The organism is Streptococcus parasanguinis, assembly GCF_000963275.1.
GTDB classification, from domain to species: domain Bacteria; phylum Bacillota; class Bacilli; order Lactobacillales; family Streptococcaceae; genus Streptococcus; species Streptococcus parasanguinis_B.
The window spans coordinates 723794-738702 of the sequence record NZ_JYOW01000001.1 but is presented as its reverse complement, the minus strand read 5'-3'; the positions used below and the strand labels follow the sequence as shown (position 1 = coordinate 738702).

Here is a 14909-nt window from a genome sequence, read left to right as displayed (position 1 = left end):
CGTTTCGATTAAATAATAGTGCAATATCATTCACTATCTTAAATTGATATTATCACCCTCTTCAATCCAATATTGTTCTTCTTTGGGGATCAAATGATCAAAACGTCCTGAAAAAACCTTCCATCCATTTGGCACATATCTTTCGTAGTTTTTCATCCCCAGATGGTTTGAATAAAATTCTTCTTTATCAAAATCGATGAAAAGATCCGGAAGCAAGGCTTTTCCTTCCAGAATAATCTCTGAATTCAAGTTATCCTCTTCCATTGAGCGTTTGATCATTGAGATCAATTCTTCAACGGTCACCTTCAGCCAATCATCTTTATACATTTCTAAGTAGGATTCAAGATTGCTTTTTGTAACCACATGAAGATTCTGTTGAATCTCAGGTAAATAGGAAAAATCAAGATCCCAACCCGCTTCCTTGTAAGATTGAATATATTTATCAATATCCATTGTCCACATATCATTGGAACAAATATACCAGTTAAACTGATGGTTCACAATAACCCCGACAATGTTTATTTCTGGCTTGTTTATTAATTGGTCTTTATCCACTAGTATTTATCCTATCTCTGTTATTCAACTGTAATTAATCTTCACCATATACATCGCTGCCACAAGCTAACCAGAATTTTTCTTCTTCTGGAATCTCATCCCCAAACAATTTATATTGGCCTTTCCATGGTTCTGAAACATATTCTTCGAATGATACGTATTCTGCGTACTGCGAGTACAATTCCATCTCATCCATATCAATAAACAAGGAAGGTTTAAAATCATAAACTGCGTTCAATCTATCTTCCTGATACGATTTAGCAAAAGCTTCTCCTAGCTCGTTTCGATCACATTTATATACTTCCATATCTTCTAAGAAATATGGCAATGTTTCATGGGTCAGTTTCGAAGAACGTTTTCGCTCATCATACAGAGTATCAAGCGAATAGCATGCTACCTCATAATCAATATACCAGAATTCTAGATCCGAAACATACCAAGTATATTTATTTTCATGTTTAAAAAGAACAACAATATTTTCACCGTACTTAGGTTCGATCATAATTTATTTTCTCTCTTTTTTAAATTTAATGACGCATGCATCACGAGACTTATTTTTTTGTTCCACCTTCTGCAACCAAGTCATATGGGAAATATGGAAGTCCTTTTAACTCCTTGTAGTCCAATCCCTTCAATTTGCAGAGAGCACCTGATTCAAAGGACCAATAACCATAATAATTATCAATATTCTCTTTATGCAGATCATACCAACCTTCCTCTCTACATCCTTGATACCACTTTTTAGTCAAGTATTCTTTAAGGAGAGCTATGGCTTTTACAGAATTTTCTTCCACAATAATCTTTCGGGTAAAGCCATAAGGTCTTGGAAAATTATAGTTTGTTCGAATCTTCCACTTTGGATGACGAGATTTTATGAGGTAATCAATCAAATAATCCTCTGGATCATCTTTTTTGACTAAATCTACCAACTGATCAAAAGTTACTTCATCAATCTCTAACAAAATGCCGATGGAAAGGGACCAGAGCATTGCATCATATCCTGAATTGCTCTGCCAAACAGGGATAAGGCTATCGACATATTTAAGGTATTCTTCTTTGAATTTCTCAATAGAATATCCTGCAGTATAGGTGGCAACTAGTACTTCTTCGCTCAATACATTGATTGTCCCCTTGATATTTGCAATAACTTCGTCATTTGTTAGCTTGTATCTTTGGACCCCTTCCTCTGTATCCTTCATAAAACTCTTAATTTTATTTCGTTTTTCATTTATGAGGTTTTTTTCAATATCAATTAACTTTAACAGTCTATCGCTCGTTGTTATTTTATCCCTTAAAATCATACTTTTCTCCTATGGATTTATACAATCTCATCCTATACTTTCGCGTCTCCCGCAATCAAATCATATGGGAAGTACGTAAGTCCTTCTAATTCCTTGTAATCCAATCCCTTTAGTTTGCATATAGCAGCTGATTCAAAGGACCAATAGCCATAATAACTTCTGTTATTGGTTTTATGTAAATTGTACCATCCTGTATCTCTGCTGCCTTGGTACCATTTCTTAGTCACATATTCTTTAAGCAATTTTAGAGCTTGTTCAGAATCCTCTTCTTCAATAATTTTTCTGGTAAAACCATAAGGCTTTGGAAAATTATAATTCAGTCGAATCTTCCACTCTGGACGTCGATATTGAATCAGATAGTCAATCAAATAGTCCTCTGGGTCATCCTTCTTGACCAAATCTACTAGATGATTAAATATATCCTCCTCAACATCTAACAAAATTCCAATAGAGAGGGCCCAGACCATTTGTTCATAGCCAGATTTGCCTTGCCAAGATAGTTGCAAACTCTCTACATACTTAATATACTCACCCTTGAAATCTTCAATAGAATAACCCGCAGTATAAGTCGCTATCATAACTTCTTTTTGGTACCGACATATTGATGATCTTATATTAGAAATGACAACTTTATTGTCCAAAGAAAATTTTTGGATTCCTTCTTTCTCATCCTGTTCAATTGCTTGAATTCGTTCTTCAGAATCTTGAATGGCTTTTTGAAAAACTTGGATTAGTCCATTGATATTATTTTTATCTGAAAATGTGTCTCTTAGTTCCAATTCTATCTTCTTTCTAAATCCTTATATCGGTTATCTATGGTTTCGCACTTTCCGCAACCAAATCATAAGGAAAATACGAAAATCCTTCTAACTGTTTATAATCTAAGCCCTTAATCTTGCAGAGAGCCCCCGACTCAAAAGACCAGTAGCCATAATAATTATCAATGTTGCGCTTATGCAAATCATACCAGCCTTCATCTCTACATCCCTGATACCATTTTTTAGTCAAGTATTCTTTCAAGAGAGATACAGCCTTTTCAGAATTTTCTTCCTCTATAATCTTTCGAGTAAAGCCATAGGGTCTTGGGAAATTATAGTTGATACGAATCTTCCACTCTGGATGACGAGACTGAATGAGGTAATCGATCAAATAGTCCTCTGGATCATCTTTCCTTACCAAATCTACCAATTTATCAAAAGTCGTTTCATCAACCTCTAACAAAATACCAATGGAAAGAGCCCAGAGCATTGCATCATATCCTGAATTGCTATGCCAAACAGGTATTAGGCTATCGACATATTTAAGGTACTCTTCTTTGAATCTCTCAATAGAATATCCTGCAGTGTAGGTAGCTATCATTTTCTTTTCTTGATAAATAGAAATATCTTCTTTAGTTAGCCTAATAACTTCTTCAATTGGACGTTTATAAGGATTAATTCCTTGGTTAAGTTGGTCTAACTCTTGTAACCATTCCTTAATCACCATTTCATTAAATTTAATGAGTTCATTAATTTTTTCTTCTATAAATATATTATCTCTTTTCACTGCTTATCCTCAAATAGTTATATAGAGCTTTTCATAGGCATTACATAATCAGATAGAATACAAAATAGTTCTTTCCCTCTAATAAATACTACTGATGGAAAATATTTCAGCACCTTCTGGTATAAGTGGGGATAAATGATCAAGAATTTCTTTTGGACTTCTATCACCATTAAAAGTTGGATAATAAGCGCTATCCTTTTCTTTTAAAATTTTGTAAGCCTTTGGATATTCCTTCCGAATAGGTAGATCTTTATTTTTGTCAAATAATTCTTTTTTGATGTTTACAGTATTATAGTTCAAATCAAGACCATATTGTAACAATTTATCTCCTGGTGAAGAATCACCTTGATTATTTTCGTTAATTGAATAATATAATCCTTCTATCTTTTTGCTGTCCTTCTGATAGTCAATGAATTTTCCCGTTTCCAAATCTAAATAAAATGGTTTAATCTCTGTCTTAGAAACCAGAGTACCATTCACCTTTTTTTCTGTACTCTTTTTAATATTGACCGACAACACTTCTTTTCCGTTAGGTAGTGTATTTAAAGATGGACCAACTGTACTTAATCCCCAACCTTCACCTTTTTCTCGGAGCCATTTTAAAACATCAACCTCTTTCTTTTTTAAAGTTTGATCATTTGTATCATAGATTAATAAACGATAGGTACTTCCACCTTTTTTGCGCGACATCGTTTTAAAATTCTCTCTAATGATAAAACGTTTACCTGCCATGATAACATCATTGTTATGATATTCGACTTTACTTTGTGGATCGTTCTTAAGGTGCTTACGAATTTGTTTATCTTCTTCCGGATCTTTACTAACCCACTTTGCTACGACGCCCTTTTCTCCTAGAAATTCATAATCACCAATTTCGTAGTCACCACTGTAAGTGTACACATTATTGTAATAATCTTCTTTTTCTTGTTTATCTTGGTAGTATTTCCAGACAAAAAATCCCAAAATTGCAACAAAAATCGTAGACAATATTGCAATCTTTTTAAAACTCTTCATTCCTTCTCCTTCTTATCTGCAGCCCCTTGTATATTACTCAGTCAGGTCCTCACAAATGAACTGTCATTCTATTACCTACTATCATACCGAAATACAGTTTGAAGTTCAAGTTAGTCACTAGCTAGGGAAATTAAATAAGTAAAAAGACACCACAGGGTCTCTTAGAATGTAAAAAAACTATCTTAAAGTATAATAAGTTGATAAAATATCGAAACTTTCCGCTGTGGGTAAAGTGTTAGAAACAATTGTGTTTCTAACACTCGGGAGTTTTGGAACTTTAGTTCCAAAACTAAGTCATGGAACTTCGAAGAAGTTCGCTGACGTCCGTACTCACCTAAGGAAAGTTTTTGATACGACTTGTCTTCAATCTCAGACCGTTGAGCTCTCTCTTTTTATTTGCTTTCTTCCAAATAAACAGGATACAAAAAAATCCACTCACTCGGGGTGAAATGGATTGTTTCTTTATTAACGGTTCAACAAGAAATTGAACAATTTTTCGACAATTTTTACGACCAACCAGCATAAGAATCCGATATAGCTGAAATAGAAAATGAGTGACAAAATCGTAATAATCATGGTTTCCTCCTTCGTCGATTGCAAGTACTTGTCTTATTATACCTTTTTATGCAATCGAACTCAATAGAATTTTGAAAATTGTCTGATTATTCTTTTTCTTCTTTAGCTTCTTTGGTGTCTTGATCGGCTTCTTCACTGCCTTTGTTGACAGCTGTCTTAAATTCAGCAAACATTTTGCCGATGGACTGGCCCAACTCTGGCAGGCGTTTTGGTCCAAAAATCAAGAGGGCGCCCAGGATGATGATGATCAAACCTGGTGCTCCAATATCACGTAAAATTCCCATTAGTTTCTCCTTTTTCTTGAATAGATGACTTTACTGATGGCGACACTGACTTCAAATAAGAGGATCAAAGGGAGTGTCATGGCCAAGTCACTAATAAAGTCCGCTGGCGTCAACACGACGGCTAAGACCAGCAGGACAAAGTATGCGTAACGTCGGTAAGTTATTAAAAACTGTGGTGTCAAGAGCCCAATCGAGGTCAGAAAAGCAACCAAAACTGGTAACTCGAACAAGACCCCTAAAGGCAAGGTGGTGTGCCATAAGAAGGTTAAATAATTTTGTGCCGTCAATTGGGTATCAAACAGTCCTTCTCCCAAGCGCATCAAGACCTCTAAAATAGCTGGACTGACAAAGAAATAACCAAATGCAAGCCCCAGCACAAAGCAAATAAAGCTAGCTGGGATGTAGGCAAAGACTGCACGCGCCTCCTTCTCCTTCAAAGCCGGCCTTACAAATTGCCAAATCTGGTAGACAATAAAGGGCAAGGTCAGGCTAAAGGCTGTGAGATTGGCCAGCGATACATAGATCCAGAGGATATCATTCGGTCCCAGTACCAGCAGTTTTTGATGGAAGCTAGCAGTCAAGGCTTGGTAGAGTTCTCCACCAAATACAAAAGCCACCAGAAAGACGATAATATAACATAAGACCACTGCGATCAATCGTTTTCGAAATTCGACCAAATGTTCAACAATGGTCATTTTATCTGCTCTATTCTTTGCCATGTTGTTTCACCGTGATAAGGGCGATCAGGGCCACAAAGAGTAGTTGGGGAAGAAGAACTTCCCAGCTTGGATAGATCCCTGCCCAATCGATGGTTGGAAGTCCATTGACCAAATGACTCGATAGGATATTAGTCAACTGCAGGGCGTGGATGCTGACACCGAGCATCTTGAAGGCCAAGGCGTAAATCAACCAAGTCAGAATGAAAAAGATTCTGTGAGGTTGGATAGCTTGACTAGCCTTGGTCATAGCCACTGCAATGATGATGAGAACGGCTATAGCAAGCCCGATTCCCAGTAAGAAATTCGCAGTTGTAATCCGAGGAATGATCCCAACATAAAAGAGAATGGTCTCAGCTCCTTCACGAAAGACTGCTAAGAAACTGAGAGCAAACATAGAGACAAAGCTTCCTGTAGCCGTTACGGTCTTCATTTGACGGTCCATAAAGGCATTCCACTGTTTGACAGAGGAATTGCTGTGGAGCCAAATTCCGATGAGAATCATCATGACTACAGCGAAAATCCCAACGCCACCTTCAATGATTTCCCGGTTAGACCCCGAAGTAACGGCTGGAAAAGCTACTTGCAAAACAAGAGCGATCGCTGCACTGGCAAGAACACCAGCAATAGCTCCACCGTAAACCCATTTGAGGCCTTTCCTCATCTTAGCGGCCTTAAGGGTCGTCACAAGTGCCATGACGATCAGAAGGGCTTCTACTCCTTCACGCAATAGAATCAACATGGCATCAAAAGCGTTGTAAGAAGCTGTCGTATCGATCGTAGAAAGGTCCTTGATCAAGGCTTGTAATTTCTCTTGATAGGCCTTTTCTTTCCCCTTGACCATAATAACCGGGGATTCGCTCTCTACGCGCGTGTAGAGACTGGGATTGGTCGTGCTAACATCCCCTTCGATAGTTGGCCAGATCGTGATGAAATGCTTCATAGTCGCTGCAGCAGATTTATCGTCGCCGGATTGAAATTGGCTTTGCGCCTTCTCCAAAAGCTTGATCCCATCTTTCAACGTCAAATCCGTACTGGCACTGCTAATGGCTTCTCCTTTTACAAAGGCATCAATCCCATTTTTGAGGTCATTATAAGAGGACTGGATGTTAGTGAAATCAGTAGGCTCTGTTTCAATACTACTGCGCAAGAGCGAAATGGCCGTCTCGATTTTGCCATAGTAGGCTGTGCTGTGATCTCTTACCACCGCTTCGTTTCGCGTCCAGGTGTTATTGAGATCAGCATAGGTTTGACGGGTTTTATCCAGATCCTTAGCTGTAATGGCCTCTTGTAGGTTCTTAAAATAAGGTGCGAGCCGACTCACGAGTTTGTCTTTTTCCGCCTCTAAATCGACCGGATTTTGCTCTTTTTCAAAAGCCAGCAAGGCTGATGAGATCTTGGTAAGATCGTCTTTGGTTACCTCCCCTTTTATAGCCAGGGCTTGGTTAACTTTTTTCCCTGCCTTGGAATCATGGTGATCTTTGGATTCAAAATCAGCCTGAATCTCAGCGATTAATGCCTTGGCCTTTTTCTGGTCCTTATTTTGTACAGCGGTTGTTGCATCCGTGATCTTGATAAAGAGATCGCTATAAGACTCCGCAGCCACTGGATGAGTCCAGAACAAGGCAAGAAGGCCTAAAAGGATCAAGAGTTTATTCAAAGAGTGCTTGACCAAGATACCCTCCTTTCTCAACGCCTGCAAAGCAAGCAAAGAGTCCACTTCCGATATGGGTGATGTACTCGTTCATTTTATCCACCGCGCCCAAGTTGGTTTGGATTTTGACAAAGCTGTTCGGATCCTTTTGAAAGGCGATAAAGATCAAGCCAGCATCAAATTGCCCAGTCTGTTCATTGATGCCATCCGAATAGGAATATGACCGCCGTAAAATCGGCCGATCCACTTCTTTGGCCAAACGGACATGTGAATCCACTGGTAGTTTAGATAAATCTACTTCATCAAATTCGTTGGTTTTACCAAAGGGAGCACCTGACTCCTTGTAGCGACCAAAGGTATTTTCCTGTTCCTGCAAATTGGTTCGGTCCCAAGTTTCCAGGTGCATTTGCACTAGGCGAAGAGCCATATAGGAACCACCCTTCATCCAGTCCTTACTATCAGTCCAGACGACCTTGTCAAAATCCTTCTCCGTCGTGACATTTGCCGTTCCATCCTTGAAACCAAAGAGGTTGCGCGGTGTTTCTTTTCGGTCACCAATAGCTGCAAATCCTGATTTGCTCCACTTCATGGTAATGGTATTGCGACCCTTACGAATCAGATTTCGCACTGCATGAAAGGCTACTTGTTCATCATCTGCACAGGCCTGAATGACGATATCGCCACCTGTGTATTTGTCCTGCAACTGCTCCTTTGGAAATGGAGGCAAATCACGAAAGAGTTTGGGACGTTTGGACTCCAAGCCCAGTTTCTTAAGAAAGGAAGCCGATACCCCAAATGTCAGGCTCAAGCGATAGGGGTTGAGTCCGACTGTTTCACCTGTATCTGTTGGTGGCAATAGGGCATTGGAACCATCTTTTTTGACCAATTCTCCTTCGACTAATTTACTACTATAATCGGTCCAGTCTTTAAAGAGCTGTATGACTTCTTTTTTGTCCGTCGTGTGAAGGTCTAATACCACCAAGTAGCAAGCCTTCTGCATAGGAGTCGTAATCCCTGCTTGGTGCTTGCCATAAAAGGAGATGTCTTCATCCCCATCATAAGCTTTTTTGCTGGAACTGTCTTGATTAGCGAAAAAAGCAGATGCACCAGAGAGGCCCAGCGCTAGACCAGCCCCTCCAATACCTGCTTTTTTAAGAAATTCACGACGGTCCATTTTTTTATCTAAAAATTTTTCGTCAGCCATTTTTCTTATTTCCCATCTAAAATCACACCCATTTGAGACAAAGGTTCACCAAGTTTGGTCACAGCTTCTGCCAATTCCTTGGTATCTTCCTTAGACAAATCTGTATAAGACTTATAGTTTGAATCATCTGTCATGTGTTTGTCCAATAAAGCATTCACATTCTTGAATTCTGCTTCCAAGGTTTTAACCAATTTAGCATCTTTTTTCTCAATCAAAGGTTTAAAGAGAGAGAAGATCTTTTCAGCCCCTTCAATGTTGGCACGGAAGTCGTAAAGATCTGTATGAGAGAAGACTTCTTCCTCACCAGTGATCTTTTGCGTTGCCACTTCGTTGAGCAAATCGACAGCTCCAGTCAACATGATATCCGGTGTGACTTCCACTGTAGCAATTTTAGCTTTTAGCTCCTTGATATCGTTCACCAGTTGGTCAGCGTATTTGTCTGTTCCATCTGTGGTATTGTTTTCCCAAAGGATACGCTCAATCCGGTGGAAACCTGACCAGCCATCTTCTGATTTATTTTCATCCACATAATCTACCAAGCGGTAGTCGATCTTGACATCCGATTCCCCGAAGGTTTCAGCAATCGGTTCGGAACGTTCATAGGCCATACGGATCAAGGGATATTGCTTTTTAGCTTCTTCCAAATTCCCCTCTTTTAGCGTAGCTCGGAATCCTTCTGTATCCTTGAGCAATTGGTCAATTTGCATTTCGACAAAGTCTTTGTATTCAGCTGTCGCATTGTCCAAGGTCTTCTGGTCAGCCTTTGACAATTGTACTGTTGAGCTGGTTTGCGTCTTTTGACTGGACTGTTTGCCAGTAGAGTTCGCACATCCGGCTAAAAGAGCAACACTCAATAAGAGTAGACTATATTTTTTCATGAAAGACTTCTCCTCATTTGTTCTTGCCCTTATTCTACCAGAAGTTTTCTCATTTTTCAATAATTGTCTGAAAATTTAATGATAGAAACCGTTTCTGAGAATCTGTATATTATAAAAGAATATCCTTGACCCGTCCGATTTCGGATTCTTTAACCACCACAAAGATGCTATCCCCTAGATACAAGCGGGTCGCGCCATTTACCGTGTAGCTCTTGCCGCTTCGCATTTGCGTGGTGATCAAGATATCTCGAGGGAGCTCTAGTTCATGAACTTGCTTACCTGCGATCTTTTCTGATACAGGGATCTCGATCAGGGTCAACTCTCCTTCTTCTTGCGCTTTATCCGGTAACAATTGCTCCAGCATGGCTTCATAGACTGGCGCTCCATGGAAGAGATCCATAATCATATAAGCCAGCAAGGTCACCATGCCTAGGGGCATTAAACTGCGAATATCACCGACCATCTCTGTTACCAAGATCATCGCTGTTAAAGGTGCTTTTGAAATAGCCCCAAAATACCCACTCATTCCTAAAATAATGAAGAGAGGCAGCTGATTTTGAGAGATAAAGCCAATGTTTTGAAGGATAGTTCCAACGATGGCCCCTAAAAGTGATCCTAATGCTAGTATGGGCAGGAAGATTCCTCCCGGCAAACCACTACCATAGCTTAACATACTCCAGATGAAACGGATCACAAAATAGAGAAGGATGGTCAGCACTGGATACGGTACTCGAGCTAAATCCAAGACTAATTGGTTCCCACCACCAAGAATTTGGGGAAGAAAATAGCCGATTGGAAAAATCAAGACAAAGGCGAATAAAGAAGAATAATGAGAAGGAACATGGAAAATCTTCTCTAGCAAACGATACAGGCGACCGATATTGAGCACCACTATTTCGTAGACATAACCCGCTGCCCCTAAAAAGACTCCAAGAAATAGATAAATCCAGTACTGAGACAGATGAAGCGGTGGAATATTTTGTGGCATATGAAGTACGGGTGTTTGACCAAAGACATTGAGTGAAATAAAATTAGCCGTCAAACTAGCAGCCAAGGTTGAAATCCAAAAGAAGCGTGAAAAATGATGGTAGACCTCTTCAACCACAAATAAGAGCCCCGCTATAGGTGCATTAAAGGCAGCGGCAAGTCCAGCAGCAGCCCCACTTGCAATCAAAGATCGCTCCTCAACCGGACTGACCTTCAAATGATGGGCCACTCCTTTTCCACCCATTGCCCCTAATTGAATACTAGGACCTTCACGACCAAGCATCAAGCCACTTCCGATGGCCAAGACACCTAAAATATACTTCTTCCACAAGGTATCCCACCAGCTTACCGCCAATAGGCCCTTAAGCTCTGCTTCGACTTGCGGAATTCCTGATCCTTTGATATCCCGATTGGTGCGAATAAGTCGGCCAGCAATCAGTACGATCACCCCATACCCCAACAGCATCGCCAGCAAATAAAGTGGTTGACCAGACATCTCCTTGTAAACGCCTTGAACAAAATGAAAAATATGTTCAATCAAAAAACGAAAACTCGAGACGATGCAGCCCACAACGATCCCAACCAGAACACCTCTGACAATATGGGCCACAATTGAACTAGAGGCAAATTGAAATTCATTTTTAAAGGCTTCTTCTTTAGCAGACATTCCCTAACTCCTTCAAACTCTTATCCTATTCATTATACCTTATTTCACTGCCTCTGAATACATGTAAAGACAGAAAAAAACAAAACCACCCTTGTTAGTTTTGTTTAGAATGTAGACAAACCATTTTATCAAGTAAAATAAGTTAAGAAATTCTACAAAGAAATATAAATATGTTCTATTTATTATGGAATGAATAAAGAAAAGTCAAAACATTCCGCTGTGAGAAAAGTGCCTGAAACAATACAGTTTCAGGCACTCGGAATTATTGAGACCTTAGGCTCAATAATTAGTCATGGAACTTCTACGAAGTTCGCTGACGTCCGTACTCACCTAAGGAAAGTTTTTAATAGAACTTTAGCTATTATTCAGCAGTTAAAGCTGCCATTGTGATGTAGTTATATGGTTTGTTGAAGTGTGGCAAGAAGAACAAGTCAGTCAAGGCTAACTTATCAATCGTCACATGTTCTTGAATTGCAAGCGAGAACATGTGGATGGCCATTGAGATGGCGTTATCACGTGATACCATTTGAGCTCCAAGGATTTGACGAGTGTCTTTGTCATAAACAATCTTAATACCAACCTCATAGTTATCGTGTTTGATAAATTCAGGTTTTTGAAGGTCGTTGAAGCCTGTTTCAGTGGCATTGAAGCCGGCAGCTTTTGCTTTTTCAAGAGTCAAACCAGTTGAAACCATGTGAAGACCGTAAATCGAAATACCGTTAGAACCCTGAACACCGATTCCTTCCAATTCATGACCAGTCGCATTGTAGGCACCTACAATACCAGAACGAACTGCATTAGATGCAAGAGCGATATAGCTCATTTCACCACGTGCATTGTCATAAATTGTTGCACAGTCACCAACGGCAAATACGCCTGGAATTGATGTTTCTTGTTTCTTGTCAACAAGGAAGGCACCGTTGCGGAAGAGTTCGATCTTACCATCAGCAAGAGCTGTATTTGGACGGAAACCAACAGCCAAGATGACCATATCTACATCGAAGGTTTCTTTATCGGTTACAAGACGTTCTACCTTACCATCTCCTTCAACTGCTTGAACAGTTTGTCCAAGTGCCAAACGGATGTTGTGGTCTTCTAAGTTTTTCGCCATGATGTCTGTGAAGTCTTTGTCGTAGTAACCGTTTAAGACAGTGTCCACGATATCCACCAAGACAACGTCTTTACCAAGACGTTCGAAAGCTTCAGCAAGTTCAACACCGATGTACCCACCACCAACTACGGCGATACGGTTCAAGTGTTTGCTGTTGTCTTTCAATTTTTCAATCACTTCTTCAGCGTTTTGGTACAATTTAACGAATTGAAGATTTTCAAGAGTTGCTTTGAATTCACGGTTACCAGGAACAATTTCAACTCCTTTAATTGGAGGAATGATTGGTGTTGATCCAGTCGCAAAAATTAATTTTTCATAAGATTCTTTGTGTTCTTTTCCATCAACTTCTGCAGTTACCACTTTGTTGTCATAGTCAATTGAAAGAACAGGAGAGTTCATGTAGACTTTTGCACCTTTTGCTTCCAATTTTTCTTTGTCAGAATAGAAGAGACCTTCTGGACCATCGATTTGCTCACCGATCCAAAGCGCCATCCCGCATCCAAGGAATGAAATGTTTGAGTTTTGGTCAAAAACCACAATTTCATTTTCATTTCCAAAATTATCTAACATAGTGTTGATACAAGCTGTTCCGGCATGGTTTGCCCCTACAACAACGATTTTACTCATAGAATAAATCCTACCTTTAATTAAAATTTACTTCTTGAGTATATCATAAAAATGATATCGGTTACAAGATATTTGCTCAATATTTGTGATCTTTTCTTCAAACCTTCTGAAAGCTTCCTCTCACAGCTTTCATAAAATGTCAAATAATTTGTCTGAAAGGATTGTGAAAACGGTCTCTATTTGTTATACTGTAAGTAAGTGAAAATTGGAAAGGATAGATTTTTAGTGGACCTAAGTAGTCGATCCGAACGTCTGATGGGAACCTCCATCACCGTTTCGATCTGTGACCCACAAGCGGATGAACTCCTTGCGCATTGCTTTGAACTTCTTCGCTCCTACGAACATCGCTTCAGTGCTAATGGTGCAAGTTCTGAACTCATGGAAATCAATCACCAAGCTGGTATTGCTCCTGTTCAAGTTCATCCAGATCTTTTTGAACTGATTGCATTAGGTACCTTGCATAGTCAAGCTAAAAATAGCCATTTAAACATTGCTATCGGCCCTCTGGTGCAAACCTGGCGGATCGGATTTTCAGATGCCAGACGGCCTGCACCAGAAGAAATCGAACAAGCGCTTTTAAAGATCGATCCCCAGCAGATTCAATTAGACCAAGAAAACTATACAGTCTTTTTGAAACGTCCTGGAATGAAGATCGACTTGGGAGCTTTAGCAAAAGGCTATAGCGCAGATCTAATTGCTACCTATCTGAGAGGTAAGGGAATCAAGGATGCCTTGATCGATCTTGGAGGAAATATCCTAACCGTCGGTCAACACCCCGTTAAACAACAGCCTTGGCGGATTGGTATTCAAAATCCAGTTGAAAAAAGAGGCCAGCACCTACTGGTCCTCTCAGTCAAGGACAAATCTGTTGTCACCTCTGGCATCTACGAGCGTCATTTAGAAGTCGACGGCCAGTCGTTTCACCATATCTTTGATAGCGCGACAGGCTATCCGGTTGAGACAGACTTAGCCAGTATCACCATTATATCTGATCGATCCGTAGACGGGGAGATATGGACTACCCGCCTGTTCGGGGACTCTCCTACTTCTATCCTCAACACTGTTGAATCACTTCCTGGTATAGAGACCTTATTGGTTTCACAATCAGGCAAGATCGCCTATACAAGTGGGCTTCAATCTTATTTATAATTCTGTTATCAGAAAGGAAATTTCCATGGTAAAACTTATTGCGATTGTGGGGACTAACTCCAAACGTTCTACAAACCGTCAACTGCTTCAATACATGCAAAAACATTTTGCTGATAAGGCTGAGATCGAATTGGTCGAAATTAAAGATATCCCTGTCTTTAACAAACCAGCCGACAAACAAGTACCTGACGCTGTCTTGGATATTGTTGCAAAAATTGAGGAGGCTGATGGAGTCATTATTGGGACTCCAGAATACGACCACTCTATTCCAGCGGTCTTGATGAGTGCTCTAGCTTGGCTCTCATACGGAGTCTTCCCATTGTTGAACAAACCAGTCATGATTACTGGGGCATCATACGGTACCTTGGGATCTTCACGCGCCCAACTCCAACTCCGTCAAATCTTAAACGCTCCAGAAATTAAGGCGAATGTCTTGCCAGATGAATTCTTGCTATCTCATTCATTACAAGCCTTTGATCAAAATGGAGACTTAGTAGATTTGGATGTTATTCAAAAATTAGATGCCATCTTCAATGATTTCCGTGTGTTTGTAAAAATCACAGACAAATTACGCAACGCCCAAGAATTGCTTCGCAAAGATGCTGAAGAATTTGACTGGGAAAACTTGTAAGATAGGAGAC

Annotated in this window: 15 protein-coding genes; 2 read left to right on the top strand and 13 right to left on the bottom strand. The window is 39.8% G+C overall.

The annotated features are described in order from the left end of the window. Positions 1–33: 33 nt before the first annotated feature. The 13 genes from TZ97_RS03725 to nox form a co-directional block, all read right to left on the bottom strand. Positions 34–555 carry a hypothetical protein gene (locus TZ97_RS03725; protein WP_152620212.1) on the bottom strand — a complete coding sequence of 174 codons (522 nt, stop codon included), beginning with the start codon at positions 553–555 and terminating at the stop codon, positions 34–36. A gap of 34 nt (positions 556–589) precedes the next feature. After that, a complete protein-coding gene (locus TZ97_RS03720) occupies positions 590–1057 on the bottom strand; it encodes a hypothetical protein (protein WP_045759429.1) in 468 nt (155 codons plus the stop codon). Positions 1058–1106: 49 nt separating this feature from the next. Then, on the bottom strand, positions 1107–1856 hold the full coding sequence (locus TZ97_RS03715; RefSeq protein ID WP_045759428.1) for a PoNe immunity protein domain-containing protein: 750 nt from the start codon (positions 1854–1856) through the stop codon (positions 1107–1109). A gap of 32 nt (positions 1857–1888) precedes the next feature. Continuing rightward, positions 1889–2635, bottom strand: a complete 747-nt coding sequence (locus TZ97_RS03710) for a PoNe immunity protein domain-containing protein (protein WP_045759427.1) — start codon at positions 2633–2635, stop codon at positions 1889–1891. Positions 2636–2669: 34 nt separating this feature from the next. After that, positions 2670–3401 (bottom strand): PoNe immunity protein domain-containing protein, encoded by a 732-nt coding sequence (locus TZ97_RS03705; RefSeq protein ID WP_045759426.1) that lies wholly within the window; start codon positions 3399–3401, stop codon positions 2670–2672. Positions 3402–3479: 78 nt separating this feature from the next. Next, positions 3480–4415 carry a hypothetical protein gene (locus TZ97_RS03700; protein ID WP_045759425.1) on the bottom strand — a complete coding sequence of 312 codons (936 nt, stop codon included), beginning with the start codon at positions 4413–4415 and terminating at the stop codon, positions 3480–3482. Positions 4416–5077: 662 nt separating this feature from the next. Then, positions 5078–5275: a Sec-independent protein translocase subunit TatA/TatB gene (locus tag TZ97_RS03695; RefSeq protein ID WP_003007243.1), complete on the bottom strand. Its 198-nt coding sequence runs from the start codon at positions 5273–5275 to the stop codon at positions 5078–5080. Next, complete coding sequence (tatC, locus tag TZ97_RS03690) at positions 5275–5994, bottom strand: twin-arginine translocase subunit TatC (RefSeq protein WP_045759424.1); 720 nt, start codon at positions 5992–5994, stop codon at positions 5275–5277. Before tatC ends, TZ97_RS03695 begins: the two co-directional genes overlap by 1 nt. Continuing rightward, positions 5981–7666: an FTR1 family iron permease gene (locus TZ97_RS03685; protein WP_045759423.1), complete on the bottom strand. Its 1686-nt coding sequence runs from the start codon at positions 7664–7666 to the stop codon at positions 5981–5983. The genes tatC and TZ97_RS03685 overlap by 14 nt, the downstream gene beginning before the upstream one ends. Continuing rightward, positions 7644–8849: an iron uptake transporter deferrochelatase/peroxidase subunit gene (efeB, locus tag TZ97_RS03680; protein ID WP_045759422.1), complete on the bottom strand. Its 1206-nt coding sequence runs from the start codon at positions 8847–8849 to the stop codon at positions 7644–7646. Before efeB ends, TZ97_RS03685 begins: the two co-directional genes overlap by 23 nt. A gap of 5 nt (positions 8850–8854) precedes the next feature. Beyond that, complete coding sequence (efeO, locus tag TZ97_RS03675) at positions 8855–9727, bottom strand: iron uptake system protein EfeO (protein ID WP_045759421.1); 873 nt, start codon at positions 9725–9727, stop codon at positions 8855–8857. A 109-nt stretch (positions 9728–9836) separates the two neighbouring features. Beyond that, entirely contained in the window at positions 9837–11381 is a 1545-nt protein-coding gene (locus tag TZ97_RS03670; RefSeq protein ID WP_045759420.1) for a ClC family H(+)/Cl(-) exchange transporter, read from the bottom strand. 361 nt (positions 11382–11742) lie between these two features. Further along, the gene (gene nox, locus TZ97_RS03665; protein ID WP_045759419.1) at positions 11743–13119 is read right to left on the bottom strand and encodes a H2O-forming NADH oxidase; all 1377 of its coding nucleotides are present in this window, start codon (positions 13117–13119) and stop codon (positions 11743–11745) included. A gap of 225 nt (positions 13120–13344) precedes the next feature. Between nox and TZ97_RS03660 the strand changes: the two genes are divergently transcribed. Then, positions 13345–14268 (top strand): FAD:protein FMN transferase, encoded by a 924-nt coding sequence (locus TZ97_RS03660; RefSeq protein ID WP_200893072.1) that lies wholly within the window; start codon positions 13345–13347, stop codon positions 14266–14268. A 25-nt stretch (positions 14269–14293) separates the two neighbouring features. Next, a complete protein-coding gene (locus TZ97_RS03655) occupies positions 14294–14899 on the top strand; it encodes an NADPH-dependent FMN reductase (protein ID WP_045759417.1) in 606 nt (201 codons plus the stop codon). The last annotated feature ends 10 nt before the right edge of the window (positions 14900–14909 follow it).